The sequence below is a fragment of the Streptomyces sp. NPDC021749 genome (assembly GCF_040640655.1).
Lineage (GTDB): Bacteria > Actinomycetota > Actinomycetes > Streptomycetales > Streptomycetaceae > Streptomyces.
In genome coordinates, this window is the sequence record NZ_JBFACE010000004.1 from 238,274 (window position 1) to 254,695 (window position 16,422).

General features: G+C 70.6%; 18 protein-coding genes and 4 pseudogenes. 6 read left to right on the forward strand and 16 right to left on the reverse strand.

What is annotated here, in order from left to right:
* Nucleotides 1–124 precede the first annotated feature (124 nt).
* Nucleotides 125–349 (forward strand): hypothetical protein, encoded by a 225-nt coding sequence (locus AB0G35_RS06125; RefSeq protein ID WP_360944425.1) that lies wholly within the window; start codon nucleotides 125–127, stop codon nucleotides 347–349.
* Nucleotides 350–554: 205 nt separating this feature from the next.
* Here AB0G35_RS06125 and AB0G35_RS06130 read toward each other — a convergent pair whose 3' ends face one another.
* Nucleotides 555–1,022, reverse strand: coding sequence for a hypothetical protein (locus AB0G35_RS06130; protein ID WP_360944428.1), 468 nt, complete (start codon nucleotides 1,020–1,022; stop codon nucleotides 555–557).
* Nucleotides 1,023–1,183: 161 nt separating this feature from the next.
* On the opposite strand from AB0G35_RS06130, the gene AB0G35_RS06135 reads away from it, so the two are divergent.
* Complete coding sequence (locus AB0G35_RS06135) at nucleotides 1,184–2,077, forward strand: SigB/SigF/SigG family RNA polymerase sigma factor (protein WP_360944431.1); 894 nt, start codon at nucleotides 1,184–1,186, stop codon at nucleotides 2,075–2,077.
* Between the two features lie 855 nt (nucleotides 2,078–2,932).
* On the forward strand, nucleotides 2,933–3,325 hold the full coding sequence (locus AB0G35_RS06140) for a hypothetical protein (RefSeq protein WP_360944434.1): 393 nt from the start codon (nucleotides 2,933–2,935) through the stop codon (nucleotides 3,323–3,325).
* Here the strand turns inward: AB0G35_RS06140 and AB0G35_RS06145 are convergent.
* The 4 genes and pseudogenes from AB0G35_RS06145 to AB0G35_RS06160 form a co-directional block, all read right to left on the reverse strand.
* A complete protein-coding gene (locus AB0G35_RS06145) occupies nucleotides 3,258–4,043 on the reverse strand; it encodes a 2OG-Fe dioxygenase family protein (RefSeq protein WP_360944437.1) in 786 nt (261 codons plus the stop codon). The genes AB0G35_RS06140 and AB0G35_RS06145 overlap by 68 nt on opposite strands.
* 178 nt (nucleotides 4,044–4,221) lie before the next feature.
* Nucleotides 4,222–5,376, reverse strand: a complete 1,155-nt coding sequence (locus AB0G35_RS06150; RefSeq protein WP_360944625.1) for an iron-containing redox enzyme family protein — start codon at nucleotides 5,374–5,376, stop codon at nucleotides 4,222–4,224.
* 291 nt (nucleotides 5,377–5,667) lie between these two features.
* A pseudogene (locus tag AB0G35_RS06155) lies at nucleotides 5,668–5,784 on the reverse strand (CDGSH iron-sulfur domain-containing protein); the annotation flags it as partial.
* Nucleotides 5,785–5,830: 46 nt separating this feature from the next.
* Nucleotides 5,831–6,577: a HemK2/MTQ2 family protein methyltransferase gene (locus tag AB0G35_RS06160; protein ID WP_360944440.1), complete on the reverse strand. Its 747-nt coding sequence runs from the start codon at nucleotides 6,575–6,577 to the stop codon at nucleotides 5,831–5,833.
* Nucleotides 6,578–7,049: 472 nt separating this feature from the next.
* Here AB0G35_RS06160 and AB0G35_RS06165 point away from each other — a divergent pair, with 472 nt between their 5' ends.
* From AB0G35_RS06165 to AB0G35_RS06175, 3 genes and pseudogenes are all read left to right on the forward strand, one after another.
* Nucleotides 7,050–7,421, forward strand: a complete 372-nt coding sequence (locus AB0G35_RS06165) for a hypothetical protein (RefSeq protein ID WP_360944443.1) — start codon at nucleotides 7,050–7,052, stop codon at nucleotides 7,419–7,421.
* Between the two features lie 533 nt (nucleotides 7,422–7,954).
* A pseudogene (locus AB0G35_RS06170) lies at nucleotides 7,955–8,745 on the forward strand (SDR family oxidoreductase).
* Nucleotides 8,746–8,950: 205 nt separating this feature from the next.
* Nucleotides 8,951–9,802 (forward strand): annotated as a pseudogene (locus tag AB0G35_RS06175) (SDR family oxidoreductase); the annotation flags it as partial.
* A gap of 27 nt (nucleotides 9,803–9,829) precedes the next feature.
* Here AB0G35_RS06175 and AB0G35_RS06180 read toward each other — a convergent pair.
* From AB0G35_RS06180 to AB0G35_RS06230, 11 genes and pseudogenes are all read right to left on the reverse strand, one after another.
* Nucleotides 9,830–10,000, reverse strand: a complete 171-nt coding sequence (locus tag AB0G35_RS06180; RefSeq protein WP_360944446.1) for a hydrophobic protein — start codon at nucleotides 9,998–10,000, stop codon at nucleotides 9,830–9,832.
* A 144-nt stretch (nucleotides 10,001–10,144) separates the two neighbouring features.
* Nucleotides 10,145–10,465 carry a gas vesicle protein K gene (locus AB0G35_RS06185; protein ID WP_360944449.1) on the reverse strand — a complete coding sequence of 107 codons (321 nt, stop codon included), beginning with the start codon at nucleotides 10,463–10,465 and terminating at the stop codon, nucleotides 10,145–10,147.
* Nucleotides 10,466–10,514: 49 nt separating this feature from the next.
* Nucleotides 10,515–10,724 (reverse strand): annotated as a pseudogene (locus AB0G35_RS06190) (gas vesicle protein); the annotation flags it as partial.
* Nucleotides 10,721–11,509, reverse strand: coding sequence for a GvpL/GvpF family gas vesicle protein (locus AB0G35_RS06195; protein ID WP_360944452.1), 789 nt, complete (start codon nucleotides 11,507–11,509; stop codon nucleotides 10,721–10,723). The pseudogene AB0G35_RS06190 and the gene AB0G35_RS06195, both read right to left, overlap by 4 nt.
* Complete coding sequence (locus AB0G35_RS06200; protein ID WP_360944455.1) at nucleotides 11,506–11,910, reverse strand: gas vesicle protein; 405 nt, start codon at nucleotides 11,908–11,910, stop codon at nucleotides 11,506–11,508. The genes AB0G35_RS06195 and AB0G35_RS06200 overlap by 4 nt, the downstream gene beginning before the upstream one ends.
* 5 nt (nucleotides 11,911–11,915) lie before the next feature.
* Nucleotides 11,916–12,170, reverse strand: a complete 255-nt coding sequence (locus AB0G35_RS06205; RefSeq protein ID WP_360944457.1) for a gas vesicle protein GvpG — start codon at nucleotides 12,168–12,170, stop codon at nucleotides 11,916–11,918.
* A 55-nt stretch (nucleotides 12,171–12,225) separates the two neighbouring features.
* Nucleotides 12,226–12,939, reverse strand: a complete 714-nt coding sequence (locus AB0G35_RS06210; protein ID WP_360944460.1) for a GvpL/GvpF family gas vesicle protein — start codon at nucleotides 12,937–12,939, stop codon at nucleotides 12,226–12,228.
* Between the two features lie 2 nt (nucleotides 12,940–12,941).
* A complete protein-coding gene (locus tag AB0G35_RS06215) occupies nucleotides 12,942–13,424 on the reverse strand; it encodes a gas vesicle structural protein GvpA (RefSeq protein WP_360944463.1) in 483 nt (160 codons plus the stop codon).
* Nucleotides 13,425–13,459: 35 nt separating this feature from the next.
* Complete coding sequence (locus AB0G35_RS06220; protein ID WP_360944466.1) at nucleotides 13,460–13,816, reverse strand: gas vesicle protein; 357 nt, start codon at nucleotides 13,814–13,816, stop codon at nucleotides 13,460–13,462.
* Between the two features lie 139 nt (nucleotides 13,817–13,955).
* Nucleotides 13,956–14,735 carry a VOC family protein gene (locus AB0G35_RS06225; protein WP_360944469.1) on the reverse strand — a complete coding sequence of 260 codons (780 nt, stop codon included), beginning with the start codon at nucleotides 14,733–14,735 and terminating at the stop codon, nucleotides 13,956–13,958.
* Between the two features lie 135 nt (nucleotides 14,736–14,870).
* Nucleotides 14,871–16,055, reverse strand: coding sequence for a zinc-dependent alcohol dehydrogenase (locus AB0G35_RS06230; protein WP_360944472.1), 1,185 nt, complete (start codon nucleotides 16,053–16,055; stop codon nucleotides 14,871–14,873).
* Between the last annotated feature and the right edge of the window lie 367 nt (nucleotides 16,056–16,422).

The following is a 16,422-nucleotide window of genomic DNA, read 5'->3' on the forward strand; positions in this document are numbered from 1 at the left end:
GAGGTGGTGAAAAGAGCGGTGGTGTTCGTGGCCGCGGGCGGGGCTGGGGAGTGCGCCGGGGGAGGGGGCCGGGGGCGGGGTCGGGGTCTGGGTTGGGCCGGGGCGGGTCCGAGGTGACCGGTGTGTGCCGGTTCGCGCGCCGGTGGGCGGATGGCTGATGAAGAGGCCGCTGCTTTTCTTCATCGCTGGTGCCGTGTGGCGTCGTAGGCATGCCGTGGTGGTCGCGGTGGGCTATGCGGTTGCCGCTCTGGGCGTGGTGCACGGACTGGGGGTGTTCCTGGTCGGTCTGGGGATCGTGAGCGGCGGGGCCTTCGGCTTCACCTTTCAGTACCAGGAATGCGAGGACTGACGTGTGGGTGAGGCGAGGACTGTGGTGTTGGCAAATGCGGGGGGGTGTGGTCGTGAGGTGGGGAGTGGCGTGGAGGGCAGGGGTGTAGGGGCGGCAGGGCCGGCAGGGCCGTACGGCATTTGGGTCGCGGAGAGTGGACGGAGGGGGCGTCAAGTAGACGTGAAAGGGGAGAACTGCGCGGACGCTCGCCTGATTGCCTGCCGGGCTACGGGGTCTCGGGGGTGTCGAGGTGAGGTGACCGGCGGCGATGGTGGCGGGAGCGGTGGTTGGTCCAGTTCTCGGCGGCTTCGATTTGCAGCAGGTTGAGCCCTGTTTCCGCCACCAGACGCTGTTGGGAAAGGCCCTCTGGATGCCGGCGCAGCGCGCGGGCGATTTTTCCGGCCCACAGCTCGGCATTCACGAAAGGACGTGCGTGGTACTTCTGCTGCAGTTCGCCGAGGTGCGCCGTGGAGCAGGCCGTCAGTGACCGATTGCCGTCCAATGCCGGATCGTGGACATGGATCGCCGAGGAATCCGGTACGAGGGCGTGGACCCCGGTCCCGTCCACCACGCTCGCGCCGCACAGTCCGCACCGCCGAGGAAGCGGTTCCGCTTCCTCGGGCTCAATTGCCTCACCCACAGCGTTGTTGTACCTCGCGGTCACCGCGGATGCCGGTTCGGCGCGCCGCACCATCCGTACCTTTCGTTTCGCCCGCAACGTTCCGTCGGGGCGTCAACAGTCCGACGACACAGAGGCTATGGCGGCTTTCGGGACATGCCTCGGGAGTCGTCGGGTAGAGGCGGGTCGAGGGGGGACTGCAGAGGGGGACCGAGTCAACAGCTAGGAGCCTGAGCATGACCAGCACCGGCACCATGACAGCAGGGACTGCGGTAGCGAACCCGGTCAGCACGTCCAAGGGGAGTGCCGCCCCGGCTCCGGCGGTTTCCCTGCCGCCGATCGATGAGCCGCAGCGCCTTGCCCCGAGTGAAGCCAGGGAATTGTCGAGGGTTTTCTTCGAGCGACTCGCCGTCCTTGAGGAGGGCACCCCCGAGTACCAGTACGTGCGCAATACGCTCATCGAGATGAATCTGTCCCTCGTGCGCTACGTCGCCCGGCGCTTCCGCAGTCGGGGGGAGAGCACTGAGGACGTTCTGCAGGTGGGCACCATAGGCCTGATCAAGGCCATAGACCGCTATGACGTCTACCGTGACGTGGAGTTCACCACGCTGGCGGTGCCGTACATCCGTGGGGAGATCAGGCGCTTCTTCCGTGACGCCACCTGGTCCGTCCATGTGCCGCGCCGGCTGCAGGAGCTCCGCATCGACCTCGCGAGGGCCTTCGAAGAGCTGGAGGCCACCAACAATCACGACCCTTCGACGGCAGAGCTTGCCGCACATCTGAAGCTGCCGGAGGACGAGGTGAGGGAGGGGCTCATCGCCTGTAACGGCTATGACACCGACTCCATCGACCGGCCGATCCAGGCCGCGGGAAAGCAACAGACCGGGCTCGTTGCGGACCTCATGGGCAGCAACGACCCCGCGCTCGACCTCGCGGAGAACATCCAGGCCCTCAAGCCGCACCTCGCGCAGCTCGACGATCGTGAACGCACACTGCTGCAGCTCCGGTTCGGTGCGGAGATGACGCAGGCCGAGATCGGCAAGGAGCTCAACCTCTCCCAGATGCACATTTCCCGGCTGTTGAATCGTGCCTGCACCAAGTTGCGGAAGGGGCTGCTGGCCGAGGTGTGAGTGAGCACGGCCGTGGCGTGCCGACAACTGAGCCGACAGCAGAGCCGACAGCAGAGTCGGCAACAGAGCTGGCGACGGAGGCGACAACGGAGGCGTGGCGACGCAAGAGCAAGAGTGCGCCGGTGCAAGTGCAAGAGGACAGACAACGCGAGGACAGGCAAGGCGACGGAAGGGAGCGGCCGGGCAGGAGTAGGGGGGAGTGAGGGAAGTGAGGGGTCGGGGCGTCAACGCGCCCCGGCCCCTTCGCAGTTGCTCGCTTTTGCTCGCGTCTTTTGCGGCGGGCGTCGTTTGTGTCGGTCTCAGGCGTGCGACGACGTGCGACGACGTGCGACGACGTGCGACGACGTGTGGCGTGTATGGCGTTACGGGTGGTCAGGGTGCTGCTCGTTGGGCACGCCGCCGCGGCCGCCGCCCGTTCTTCGACTTGGCGTCCCTCTTTGCTCCAGGTCGGTTCGGCTCGGGTCAGTCGTTCCGCTGGTGTCGCTCCCCTTTGGGGCTGTGACTTCGCTTGGTCCGCGGTCCCTGGCTGTGCCACTTCGTGTCGCTCTCCAGGGTTTCCTTCGCTTCCTCTGTGGCGCGCTTGTCGGGCGTTGGTGAAGGCTCTCCCTCGCCCGTTCCCGATGCCATCGGGGTAAAACTCTACAAAACAGGTAATTGGGGGCCTTTGGGGCGGATGTCGCGTGGTGATCTCGGCCAGGTTGGTCTGGCCTTTTTGGTGAGGCCGTTTCGTTTTGGTCCGGTGCCGTTGAGCTGGGATCGCTCGTACGGCCGGGGGGAGCTGGGGAGGGGCGGGCAGCGGAGCTCCGGTCCGGCGCCGGTGAGGGGGAGAGCGAGAGGGAGAGCGAGGACGTATCCATGACGGTGAAGGTCATTGAGGGGGCCGGGACAACGGTTTGCCCGCCGCACTGCTATGCCCTCTACGAGGGCGGGCACTTCAACGAGGTGGAGGACGATGCCCGGCGGGTGCTGGTCGCCGACGAGCCGGTGCCGGACCTCGCGGAGCACGGCTTCGACGGCGTGGTCCAGTCGCTGGTGAACTTCAGCCGGTTCGCCGTGGAGCTGTACGAGGGGCCCGGCCACCGGGGCGAGCATCTGACCTTCGGCCCGACGCTCTCGCCGAAGGATCTCGGCGGATTCCGTACCGAGGCTGGGAAGAGCTGGGGCCGGCGGGCCCGCTCCGTCAACACCTCTCCCGTCCGCCCGGAGGGCCGGCAGCCCGGGACCGTGCCGAGCGGATCTGCGGAATGAGCGTGGTCACCAGCACGTCGCGGTGAGCGGCGCGCACCGGGTTCAGCGGGTGGATCGGGGACACGCCGTGCAGGGTGCTGCGGTCGTCCGACACCAGGAGCGCGGCGGGCTCGTCGAGGGTGACGGACAGCAGCTCGCGGCCGTCAAGGGCGTACAGGGTGCTCCGGCCTCCGGTGGCGTTGTGGCGGTTGACCAGCAGGGAAGACACCAGCGTGACGCCGTCCTGATGCCTGCCCTCCGGTGTGGGGTCCCCTGCGCCGTCCGCCGCGGCGACGACCCGGAACGGATGGACCTTGGCGTTCCAGGTGGTGACCGTGGCGTCCAGGGCACCCGCGAGGCGGCCCAGGAGTCCCAGGACGGCGCGCAGGACGGGATCGGTGGTGAAGGCCTCGGTGAGCGGCTCGAAGTGCCGGTCTACGCCGTCGTAGAGCGGGTTGGTGCGGTCGGGCTGGACGAAGGGGAGGTGCGGGAGGTGGGACAGTTCGCCGGTGGTGGGGGTGAGGGAGAACTGGCCGTACCGGCGTAGGCGACAGGTGCCCAGTTCGGCGGCGTAATGGTCCGGGGAGAGTTCCTCCCAGTGGGCGGCGAAGCGCGCCCAGGCCTCCGCGTCGGCGGCCAGCAGGGATCTGGTGACGGTCGCGGGGAGGAGATGGACCCCGGCGGTTGCCAGGGAGGCGCGGGCAGTGGCCACCGGGGTGGCGACGGCGGTCTCGTTCATGTGCGACACCTCCTGATGGCTGATGGCTGATGGCTGATGGTTGGCGATTGGCGATTGGCGATTGGCGATGGGCGGGTGCCGGCCGGGTGGCGGGTGGTGGGTGCTGTTTTACGGTTCCGGCTGCTGCTGACGGCTGGGCCGCTTCTCGCGGCCCAGGGGAACGACTTCTCGCGGCTGGCTAGGGGGAGGTCCCCTGACTTGCTGCGGCTGCGGGGAGGGAAGTGCGCAGGGCGGTGCGGCCGTGGCGCCAGGCGTCGAGGAGGTGGGCGGCGAGCCGGTCCTCCAGGTGGACGGTGGCGCCGATGCCGAAGGCCACATCGGGTTCAAGGTCGGGTTCATCGGTCAGCAGGCCCTCGATGACCTCGCGGCGCACCACCTGCTCGTGTACCGCGTCGGCCTCGACGTGTTCGTCGTAGAACCGCTCCGCCGCCGGGCCGGCACCGGTGTGGCGCATGGCGTCCGCGAGGCGCCGCGCGGCGGGGGAGGAGGTCACCTCCACGGTGGCGAAGTGACCGACCAGCGCCCCGCGCAGCGACCGGTGCAGACCGAACAGGGACATCAGGTTGACCGTGGCCAGTGCTTCGGCGGGCGCCAGGTCGAGGTAATGCCCGTAGGAGGTCTCCAGACCGAGGTCCGCCATGAGGTCGGCGAACAGCTGGGCGTGGATGTCCTCGGCACGTCCGGCACCGAACTCGTCGAATTCGACGGCGACCATTCCGGCCTTCGCCCGGCCACGCAACCGGGGGATGACCCAGGCGTGCGGGTCGGCCTCCTTGAGGTGGTACAGCGAGCGCAGTGCGGCGTACTCCCGTAGTTGCCAGAGCCGGCCCTCGCGCCGCAGGTAGTGACTCACGCTGGTGCCGTCGTCAACGACCGGTTCGACCAGTAGGCCGTCCAGCGCTTCCGCCGTGCCGACGGACGGGACGTCCGCCCGCAGCGTGCGGAGGAACGCCTCCTCCAGCGTGCGCCGCACCGCCAGCAGCACGGGGTCCCACTCGCGGTCGTCGGGCACGCCGTCGAAGCCCTGGTAGTGGAGCTCGTAGAGCACATAGAGGGCGAGCTGGAGATCGGCTCCGTAGGGGTCGGCGTGCTGGATCTCCGCCTCCGTGGTGGTGCGCAGGGGGGCCAGGGAGACGGTTCCGGTTCCGGGGGGCTGGAGGGCGGAGAGGGGTGAGTGGGGTGAGTGGGGTGAGTGGGGGGTGGGGGCGGAAAGCGGGGAGAGGGCGGTGAGGACTGCGGTTGAGAGGTTGCCCTGGGGGTGGGGCTGGGGTGGCCGGCCGTGCCGGCGGGGCGGCGGGGCGGATGACGTGGTGAGGGATGCTGCTGGCTTCATGGCGCGGTCCCCTTCCGGCGTCACGGGGCGATTTCCTTCCCGTTCGTTCCCGCTTCCTGGCTCGTCGCCCTCCGGTTCGGATGTGGGGCCGCGTCCGGGTGAGGGGGCCGGCTCGGATGTGGGGCTGCGTCCGGGTGGCGGGACCGGCTCGGATGTGGCGCCCGGCTCGGGGGTGGGTGCCGATGTGGATGTGGCGCCCGGCTCGGATGTGGGGCCGAGTCCGGGTGAGGTGCCAGGCTCGGGGGTGGGGACCGGTTCGGGGGCGGGGCGGGCGCGGCGGCGGTGGCTGGTGTCGCACCAGGGGTAGGAGTGGCTGCGCCGGCAGGTGCAGAGTGCGACGACGAAACGGTCGGAGACGGCAACGGAACCGTCGTCGCAGACCACCTCCACGGGGCCTTCCACCAGCATCGGACCGTCCCGGTCGACGGTGATACGGCGACGTGGGCGCGGGCGCTCAGGGACGTTCGGCACGGATGATCACCAGTTCCTCTGTGAAATGCGAGCTGTCCCCGGTGAAACGCGCGCTGTCCCCTGTGTCCTGCGCGTTGTCCCCGGTACCGGCGAGCAGGCCGTTGTGGCGCAACCACGGAAGACGGGAGCGCAGGACCGGTCCGAACGGGATGTGCGCACGGTCGCTGACCTCGGCCCGTAGTCCGGACCGGGACAGTCGCGACAGGGTGTCCCCGGTGCCGCACAGCCCGGAATGGACCATCAGCAGCACTCCGCCGGGGCGCAGGGCCGCCGGTGCCAGGTCGCAGATCCGGTCGATGAGCAGCCGCCCGTCGGGTCCCGCGTCCCAGGCTCGCGCCGCTCCCCGGGGCGGACGGAGGCCGGGTGCGGGTACGTACGGCGGATTGCTCACGAGCAGGTCGAAGGTGCGGCCGCGGGCGGCGGTGGCCAGATCGCCCCGGCGGACCGTGAGGGGCAGTCCGGCGACCCGGGCGTTGAGCCAGGTGGTCAGCACCGCCCGCCAGGCGATGTCCACGGCCGTGACGCGGGCCCCGCGGCGGGCGGCACCCAGCGCGAGGGCGCCGCTGCCCGTTCCGAGGTCCAGCAGGTCGGTACCCGGGCCGATGCCCTCCCGGTACAGGGCGCGCAGGAGGAGCCGGGTGTCGTCCTGGGGCGTATAGACGCCGGGGAGGGTCATCAGGGGACGCGGTCGGGCGGGCGCGGCGGTATCGATCTCGGTATCGGGGGTCATCCTCCGCACCTCCCTTCCCGGCCGGTGTGGGCTGGTACCGCTGTCCACGGCTCCGGGGTCTCTCCTGGGTCCGTGCACGGCCCTACGGCTCCTGCAACTTCCTCAGCACCTGCGGCCGGCTCCCTCGGCACCTGCGGCATCTGCGGCCCCCTCGGACCTGCGGCATCTGCGGCACCCTCGGCATCTACGGCTCCCGTGCCGGCCCCAGATTCCGCGGATCTCGCGGATCTCGCGGATCTCGCGGGTCCCGTGGGCCCCGTGAATCCCGTGAATGCTGTGACTCCCACGGCCGTCCCGAATCCGCGACTTCCGTGGCTTCGGTTCCAGCGTTGCGGCAATCCGGTGAGGCGACCACTGGGGGAGCGGGCCGGCCGGGGTGTGGGCTGAGGTGCGGAGGCTCCGGATGGCCCTCAGCCTGGAGAGAGGGGCGGGCGAGCGCCGCTCACGGAGACGCCTGAGACGAGGAGTGGACGTGGCCAAGCACCGGAAGTCCTCGCACCCGAAGATGGGCGAGGGCCACAGCATGCACAAAGGCACCGAGCAGCACGGCTGGTCACCGGACATCGACCAGTCCGAGCAACACGCCGACGAGAGTGCGCATCGCTCGTTCCACCCTGAGCGATATGCGCCGAAGCGGGACCGCAGCAAGGAGACCAAGGACACCGGGCAGGAGAAGGTGCCCCCGGCGAGCGAGGTCAAGAGTGAGTCCGAGCCGGGCGAGCGCCGGGCCGCCCGGACGAGCGAGAAGGGCATGCACCGCAAGGAGCGCAAGGGGCCCGCGGGGCGGCCCAGCGGCGGCCGGGACGCCGACGCCCACACCGGCGTCGATCCACAGAATCCCTGAAGGCCGGGAGGCCGGGAGGCCGGGAGGCCGGGAGGCCGGGAGGCCGGGAAGTCGGGAAGCCGGGAAGTCGGTGCACCTGGGAAAGCCGTAATGCCGCAATGCCCGTGATGCCGCAATGCCCGTGATGCCGTAATGCCCGTGATGGGTGATGCCTGTGATGGGGGCACCTTGATGCACCTTAAGCCCGTGAGCCCGTGAGCCCGTGAGCGCCTGCACCGTAAGCACTGGCTCTCGCACGGTGGAAATCGGGCCTGTCGGGCACCCGGCTCCTGTGCTTCTGTACGCGGCTGCGGCTTCTGTGCGCGGCCGAGTCGTCCGTGTGCGCACCAGGAGGTCTCGTCATGGCAGAGGGAAAGGCAGCTTCGGAGAAACCCGGGAGCCACGGGAACACCGAGAACCTCGGGAGCCACGGGAACACCGAGAACCGGGAGGAGCTTCCCGAGGGTCCCGCGAACGCCGAGAACCCGGTCACCAAATACCCGCAGCCGGAATTTCCGGAGCAGGATCAGGAGCATCCCGGGTGGACCGGGCCGATGGACCCGCCCCCCGATCACGGCGAGGAATCGTATCGGGGGAGCGGACTTCTGGAGGGGCGCAAAGCGCTGCTGACGGGCGGTGATTCCGGGATCGGGCGCGCCGTCGCGCTGGCCTTCGCCCGGGAGGGCGCGGACGTGCTGTTCACCTTCCTCCCCGAGGAGGAAAGGAGGCCGAGGAGACCGCCCGGCTCGTGACGGACGCGGGCCGTACGGCCGTGCCGCTGTCCTGCGACGTTCGTGAGGAGGAACAGTGCCGGCTGCTCGTCGCGCGGGCGGTGAAGGAGTTCGGCCGGATCGACGTCCTGGTGAACAACGCGGCCTACCAGATGTCGCAGCCGGATGGAATCCAGGCCATCACCACGGAGCAGTTCGACCGGGTGATGCGGACCAACCTGTATGGCATGTTCTGGCTGTGCAAGATGGCGCTACCGCACATTCCCAAGGGCGGGGTCATCATCAATTCCACGTCGGTTCAGGCCTACAAGCCCAGTCCGCATCTGCTCGACTACGCGACGACGAAGGGGGCCATCGTCACGTTCACCCAGGGGCTGGCGCAGATGCTCGCGTCCGAGGGAATCCGGGTCAATGCGGTCGCCCCCGGGCCGGTCTGGACCCCGCTGATTCCGGCGACGCTTCCGGACACCACCACATTCGGTAAACAGGCCCCGCTGGGGCGCCCGGCACAGCCGGCGGAAATGGCGCCCGCTTATGTCTTCCTCGCCTCCCCGCAGGCGAGTTACATCACCGTCGAGATCGTCAATGCCACCGGCGGGACACCTCTGCCATGACGCACCTCTGCCATGACGCACCTCTGCCTTGACGCATCTCTGCCATGCCGCACCTCTGCCCTGACGTGCGTGGCGGGTGATGGAGGAGCGTGACGAACGAGCGGGCTGAACGAGCGTGACGAACGAGCTTGACGAAGGAGCGGGATGAAGGGCGTGACGAAGGAGTGGGATGAAGGAGTGCGAGGAGAGAGTGGGGTGACGTGAGATGACCGGTCGGCGGCAGTCGCTCGCGGGGCGCATCGTTGTCGTGACGGGGGCCGCCCGCGGGCTGGGGGAGTGCATGACCCGGACGCTCGTCCGCCGCGGAGCGACGGTGGCGCTGGTCGGGCTGGAGGAGGACGGACTGGCGCGGCTCGCCGAGGCGTTCCCGGGGCGGGCCCGTTACTGGTTCGCGGATGTCACCGATGAGGCCGCTCTGGCCGCCGTCGCCGACGGGGTGCAGCGCAGCCTCGGGCCGCCCTCCGTAGTGGTCGCCAATGCCGGGGTGGCGGCCTGCGGCCCCTTCCTGGAGTCCGACCCCGCCGTCTGGCGCCGGGTCATCGAGGTCAATCTCATCGGCAGCTCCCTCACCCTGCGGGCCTTCCTGCCCGGACTGCTCGTCACCCGCGGCTACTTCCTCCAGATGGGCTCCCTGGCGAGCCTCACCGCGGCGCCCATGATGTCGGCGTACTGCGCCTCCAAGGCGGGCGTCGAGGCGTTCGCCCACGCCGTCCGGACAGAACTGGCGCACCGCGGCGTCGACGTCGGCATCACCTATCTGAGCTGGGCGGAGACCGACATGATCGACGCCGCGGTGCTACGGGAGCTGCGGCTGCGGTTGCCGTGGCCGGCCGGACGGATCTATGCGCCCCAAGCGGTCGCCGACCGGATCGTCCGCGGCATGGAGCGGCGGTCTCCGGCCGTCTACGCCCAGCCCTGGCTGCGCACCGCACAGCTCGCCCAGGCCGGGCTCCCGGCCGCCGTCACCCGCCTGTTCCGCGGCCAGGTGCCGGAGATGGCGGCCCGCGGCGACGTCACGGCCACCGGTCTCATCGGGGCCGGAGGGCGGGCGGACGACCTGGCGCGGACGGCCGCGGCCCGACGGCTACCAGCGGTACCAGCGGGCGCGGCCGCCGCCGGCCCCGGTCGACCGCATCAGGAAGCCGAGCAGCCAGAAGACCAGCACGACGACGGCGGCGATCCACAGCGCCTTGAGCGCGAAACCGGCGCCGAACAGCAGCAGCGCGAGCAGCAGGACGAGTAGCAGGGGTGCCATGGGATTCCTCCTGTCATGGATGGGACGAATGTCTGTCGCTGAAGGTGGGGTGAGATATCTCCGCCGAGCAGCGAAATGTTGTGTTGGTGAGGGTGAGAGTGCGGGGGAGTTGAGAGAGCGGTAGAGAGTCGTTGAAGCCCCGGCTCAGGGCGGGTTCTGCGGAAGCAGGGAACCGAGGGGCCCGAGGTCGAGGTTGAGGTCGTCCATCGTGAAGCCGTAGCGCTCACACAGTTCCGACATCCGGTCGTGGAGGATCATCAGCGTCATACCGACCCGTTCCTCCTGGTCCTCCGTCAGGTCGCCCTGGTCCGCCCGGTGGAGTGCGGTGCGTTCCATGAGTTGCCGCAGCAGCTCGACGATCGTCAGCACGAGTTTGATCAGATCGCGTTCGACCGTCTCCGGGTCGCTCTCCAGCCGTTGGGCGAGGGTCGCGGGCGCCGTCGGCCCGGTGGGGTCCTGCCTCATAAGGGGGTGCCTCCTGAAGGGATGCCGCCTGCCAAGGGAATGCCTCCTGTTGCGTGATCGAGTGGATGACGGCACGGAGGCTGATCCGGACGAGGTCCACGTCGGCGATGGACAGCACCAGGTCTCCGGTGAGGACCGCGCCGCCGTTGAGGAGCCGGTCGAGGAGATCGATCAGGGCGATCTGCGGGCCGGCGACTCCGGCGGGCCCGTGCGGTCCGCACGGGCCTCCGGCGGGCGCGGCGACCTCACCGGCCGTCATGCCGCCCCGCTTTCCGCCGGCCCGCTCGCGAAGGAGTACGGCGCCCACGGACCGGTGATCTCGACCCGTACGCCGGCGTCGCTCCCGGTCAGGCCGGCCAGCGCCTGGTGGAACTCCCGCACGCGGGTGCGGGGTACGAGATACGCCTCGTTGGCGATGTTCTCGCCCGGGCCGGAGGCCAGTTCACCCTGCTGGGGGCGGTGGGCGACCACGCCCCGCGTCAGCGGGGCCACCGTGTCCCGGACCGCGCCGGCCACGGCGCCCGCCGCGCGGTACGCGTCGTCCCGCCGTTGCCGTTGGTCCCGGCGCTGGCGCAGGTAGGCGCGGCCCGAGACGGCCGACGGCGCGGCGGGGGCGGCTGCTCCCCGCGCGCGCACCGGGTCCGCGTACACCTTCACCCCGAGCTCGGCATGGCCGTCGAGCCAGGACAGCAACTCATCGAATTCCGGGGTTCGTTCGGACAACATCGCATGTACCCGGGCGTCGTCGAGGTACACCGTGGCCAGCCGCATCGGCAACACCGTCGTCCGGGCGTGGGCCGCCTCGACGACCTCGTGGTGGGTGCGGGCCAGCGCCTCCAGCTCCGTCAGGTCCGCCATCCGCTCGGTGAGCCCGTCCGTATCGAACTCGTCGGCGGGGACGGAGGAGACCAGAGCCGTCAGCCCGGACCCCGAGACGGTCCGCAGGGGCGAGCCGCGCAGCCCGGTCAGCGCGGCGGCCACCGCGTCGAGGTCGTCGCCGTCCCGTCCGACCGCGTAGACATAGCTGTGCTGCGGCCCGTTCACCGGTTCTCCTCCCCTCGCGGTTGCTGCTGCCACCCGGCTTCCCGGCCTGCTTCCCCTCCGGCCGCCGGCTGCTCCTCCCCGGCGGAGAGGGGGCGGGCTGCGGGCCCACGGGCCCCGGAGGAGAGCGAGGGATCGTGCTCCCACCAGTCGATGCCCATCTCCTTCGCCTTGTCGACGGAGGCGACCAGCAGCCGGAGCTTGATGGTCAGCAGCTCGATGTCGAGCAGATTGATCTGGATGTCGCCGGCGATGACCACGCCCTTGTCGAGGACGCGTTCCAGGATGTCGGCGAGATTGGCGGACGAGCCGCCCCCGGCCCCCGGCCGGCCGTACGGGGACGGCGCGGGGGAGGACCTCATGGGCGCGGCGGGTCCCCCCGGCCCGGTCAGCGGGTCGGACATGCGGTTCAGCCTCCTCGTGATTGCCGCCGGCGGGCCTGGAGCCACTCCAGCCGGTCCAGCAGTTCGTCCTCGCGGGCGTCGAACTCCTCGGGCCCGATCCGGCCGTCCACCAACTGCCGCTCCAGCTCGGCAAGTTGCTCCCGTACCGGCTCCGGGTCGTAGAACTCGTCCTCCGCCGCGAGCAGTACCTGGTCGAGGACCCAGACGGTGCCCCTGAGCGGGGCGACCGGCAGGGTCAGCAGGTGGGTGAGCAGCCCCATGAAGACCTCCCGCCCGGTCGGTCTCCCGGTGCCGAGGGCGCGGCCCGGGGTGCGGTCAGACGAAGCTGTACGGCGGCAGCGGGCCGTAGAGCCGGAAGGTGTACCGGTCGCCGCGCCGTTGCGTCTCGGTGTGGACCGCCTGGGAGAAGACCGGGGCCTGCTCCCGCGCCACGAGGAACGAGGTGGTGAGGAAGTGCTGCTTGGTGGGTTCCCCGTCCTCGATGCGTTCCGCGGCCGGTGCGAGCCGGGCCAGGATGTCCGCGCGGTCCCGGTCCTGGCGGGCCCTGACCTCCTGCGAGATCAGCTCGCCGAGCGCCAGTTTGTCGTCGTACGCCCCGGAGTGGTGCCGGGTGCGGTCGTTGAGCCGGCGCACCTCGGGGGAGTCCCGCACGATCTCCCGCAGCAGGTCCTCCTCGTCGCGGGTCACCTTGAGGTGGTACTCCCGGCACCCGGCGAGCTCCCAGAGCCGCTGGGTGTAGGTGTCGTGCTGCTCCTCCAGTACGGCGGCGACCTGCTCGTCGTCCGGACCGACCAGCCCGAAGCGCATCGGCAGACAGCTGCCGTCGGCCAGCAGGCGTTCCTGGACGTCCTGGTGGGCCGCCACGTCCCGGCGCTTGGCGCGCAGTTCCGCCGGGGCGTCGCTGACCACCGCGCACAGGTCCTTGGTCCGCACGGTACGCAGCGGTGCCGCGGGGTTGCCGACCCCGGAGACGCCGGACAGCCGCAGTGGATGGCCGGCGCCGGTGATGGCGTAGACGTACGTCGTCATGCTCACTCCTCCCGGCGTGCGGTGCGGCGGCCGGCGGTCGACGACGTCTTGCGCGCCGGGCGCTTTTCGGTTTCCTCGGATTCGTCGTGGCCCTTGCGGAGGGATTCACCGACCGCCTCGACGGCGCCCGCCAGCGCGCCCTTCGACTTTCCCTTGGCGCCGCTCTCGGTCGCCTCGCCGACGAGATCGGTGAGCTGTTCCGGTGCCTTGCGGCCGGATTCGAGATCCAGCCGGTTGCACGCCTCCGCGAAACGCAGATACGTGTCCACGCTCGCGACCACGACGCGTACGTCGATCTTGAGTATTTCGATGCCGACGAGGGAGACCCGCACGAAGGCATCGATGACCAGCCCGCGGTCGAGAATGAGCTCCAGGACGTCGTAGAGAGTGCCCGAGCCGCTGCCGCCGGCCGGTGTTGCCTGGGTCTGTTGCTGAATGGCAGTCACGGTCTTGTGTGTCCCTTCCAGTTGACTGGAGCGGGCCATGGCCGTGGGTGAAATCGCGGGTGCGGGGCTGCGGCCTAACGGTCGATCTGGCCCCGCCCGTAGCGGCGCATGCGCGCGTATTCCATGAGATGGCCCTGCTCGTCGAGGCGGACGCGGTAGGACGCCATCACGCTCGCGGTGTCCGGCACCCTTTCCAGTTCCACCACTTCCACGTCCGCCAGCCAGCCGTCACCGTCGGCCTTCAGTGCGGACACCGAGCCGGGTGCGCAGTTGAGCATCTCGGCCAGTTGCCCGGCGGCGAGGCGCATTGCCGCGGGGGCGGCGATCCGGTCCGGTCCGCCGCTCGCCGTTTCCGTTTCGGTCGGCGCGAGGCTTTCCTCACCCGCCGCGCCCGCTTCCACCTTTTCCACGGTGCTTTCCTCGGTCGCCATGATCCCGCCCGTCGTGCGTCGTAGAGGTCGTCTGCCGAAGGTGATTCCGTCGAAAGACGGTTGGCCGTTGTAGTGGCGATGAAAAGGCGGTTGCCCGGGAACGTCGGTCGTATGCGTGAGCGGGAAATCTCAGGGGGAGTCAGCCCGTGGTGACGGTGAAAAGACCGCCGTCGGGGTCGCGGATCAGGGCCTGGCCGACCGCGGGGCCGGCCGGCGGGGTCAGATGGGTGGCCTGGCCGCCCGCGGCGACGGCGGCCGCGGCGACCTTGTCCACGTCCTGGACGGGGAACTGGACGTGCCAGCGGGGCCGGATGTGCGGGTCGGGGGCGGCCTCCATGACGCCGCCGCGGACCGTGGCGACCACCTGGCTGCCGTCCCGCACCAGCACCTCGCCGTGCTCGTAGGCGACCTCGACCCCACCGGGCTCTTCCGAGGCCCAGTCGAGCACCTCGGCGTAGAAGATCGTGGCGTCGAAGGCGTCGCGGGTGCGCAGGTCCAGGTAGACCGGGGCGCTGCCGCGGCCGATGGCCCAGGCGGGGGTGTGGCCCTCCCACACGCCGAAGACCGCGCCGTCCCGGTCCGCGGCGAGCGCCACCCGGCCGGCGCCGAGCCGCAGCGGGCCCACCGCGATGGTGGCGCCCCGCTCGCGGATCCGTCCCGCGGCGTCGTTCGCACTCGCGACCGCGAAGTACGGGGTCCAGGCCACCGACACCTGCCAGTCGGAGGCCAGCGCGCCGACGCCCGCGATCGGCCGCCCGTCGGTCAGCGCCACGGTGAACTCCTCGCCCAGCCCACCCGGCCGGAAGGTCCAGCCCAGGACCTGGGAGTAGAAGTCCTGGGCACGCCGGAGGTCGTGGGTGGTCAGGCTCACCCAGCACGGGGTGCCGCGTACGGCGACGGCGGACGGTGTGACCGGCATGGCGATGCGCCTCCTGGAACGGGTGCCACCGTCCACTCTGCCAGGACTTCGCGTCCGCATCCTTCTACGGCTCGGCTGACTGCGGCGCTCGGGGGGTGACGGTCCGCTGGGCGGCGCCGGCTGAGGGCCGGCCGGTCACGGCTGCAGCAGCGTCTTGATCATGCCGTCTTCCTTGGCCTGGAAGGTCTTGTAGGCCTGCGGCCCGTCCTCCAGCGGCAGCTTGTGGGTGGCAAAGCCCTCGACGCCGAGCGGGTCCTCGTCGTTGAGCAGCGGCAGGATGTCGTCCACCCAGTTCCGGACGTTGGCCTGGCCCATCCGCAGCTGCACCTGCTTGTCGAACATGGTGAGCAGCGGCAGCGGGTCCAGCGCACCGCCGTAGACCCCGACCACGGAGATCGTGCCGCCCCGGCGGACGACGTCCACGGCGGCGTTGAAGGCCGCCATCCGGTCCACCCCGGCCCGTGTCATCAGCTTCTCCGCGAGCCGGTCCGGCAGCAGCCCGACGAACTGCTGTGCGGCCTTCACCACGGGTGCCCCGTGAGCCTCCATGCCGACGGCCTCGATGACGACGTCCGCGCCGCGGCCGTCGGTGAGCCGGCGGACCTCGTCACCCAGGTCCCCGCCGAGCTCGTCGACGTCGAGGGTGTGCACGCCGCGGGCCCGGGCGCGGGCCAGCCGCTCGGGCACCAGGTCCACGCCGATCACCTGCCGGGCCCCGCGGTGCAGGGCGATCCGTGCGGCCATGTCGCCGATCGGGCCCAGCCCGAGGACCACGACGCTGGCGTCCGGCGGCGGGTCCGCGTAGGCGACCGCCTGCCAGGCGGTGGGCAGGACGTCGGAGAGGTAGACGAACCGTTCGTCCGGGGGGCCGTGCGGGACCTTCACGGGCAGGGTGTTGCCGAAGGGCACCCGCAGGTACTCCGCCTGGCCGCCCGGCACTTGGCCGTAGAGCTTGGTGTAGCCGAACAGCGCACCGCCCATGCCGTGTTCCCTGACCTGGGTGGTCTCGCACTGCGAGTGCAGGCCCCGGTCGCACATCCAGCACGCGCCGCAGGAGACGTTGAAGGGCACCACCACCCGGTCGCCGGGGGCGAGCGCGGTCACCTCGGGCCCCACCTCCTCGACGAGGCCCATCGGCTCGTGGCCGAGGATGTCGCCGGGCTCCAGATAGGGCCCCAGGACCTCGTAGAGGTGGAGGTCGGAACCGCAGATGCCGGTGGATGTGATCTTGACCAGGACGTCCGTCGGACCGGTGATCTTCGGATCGGGGACCGTGTCGATGCGTACGTCCCGCTTGCCGTGCCACGTCAGTGCCCGCACCCTGTCCTCCTTCGCCGTAACCGGTCGGCAGGAACTGGTTCGCTTCGGACGACCGGTTCTTCTGACGGGTCATCACGCCGGGTTCCCGGGCGCTCCGGGACGACGCCGGCTCCCGCGCGCCGCGGGCGGATCCTCCTGCGCAGCCGGCAGGCGCGCGCCGCTCGGCGGAGCCGGCCGCTCAGCCCAGTCTCAGCCCGGCCTCCCGATCGTGCAAACGCCCGAACGGACCACTCCGGGCGGCGCCCACCGGGCGGCGGCCGGGACCGGGTGCGCCCGGTGACCGCGGTCCGCCGCCCGCCGGCGCCCGCGGTCGCGGCTGCGCGTCCGCGCGCGGTCCGGGGGACCATGGGAAGGGCGGCGATCGGCA